Origin of the sequence: Lactobacillus delbrueckii subsp. delbrueckii DSM 20074 = JCM 1012, from assembly GCF_001433875.1 — a bacterium.
Taxonomy (GTDB): Bacteria; Bacillota; Bacilli; order Lactobacillales; family Lactobacillaceae; genus Lactobacillus; species Lactobacillus delbrueckii.
The window spans coordinates 1-271 of the sequence record NZ_AZCR01000157.1 but is presented as its reverse complement, the minus strand read 5'-3'; the positions used below and the strand labels follow the sequence as shown (position 1 = coordinate 271).

Sequence of the window (271 nt, the reverse complement as noted above, 5' to 3'; positions counted from 1 at the left end):
GCTCATGCAAAAGATGGGCTTATTCGCCATCTCAATCCGCAAGAAACGCAAATACAGCAGCTATTACGGCGTTCAAGGCAAGATCAAGCCAGACTTAATCAAGCGCAATTTTTACGCAATTATTCCTGACAGACATTGGTTTACTGACGTGACTGAATTCCATCTTAAAGATCAAAAGTTCTACCTTTCTCCAATTATCGATGGTTGTACCCAAGAAATCATCTCCTACAACATTTCTAGGCACCCAGACCTTAAGCAAGTGATGACCATG

The 271-nt window shown here is 41.7% G+C and carries 1 protein-coding gene; it reads left to right on the top strand.

Going from position 1 to position 271, the window contains the following annotated elements; all coding sequences use genetic code 11:
* The coding region (locus tag FD23_RS08920; RefSeq protein ID WP_340136958.1) for a DDE-type integrase/transposase/recombinase at positions 1-271 on the top strand (271 nt) is incomplete at both ends.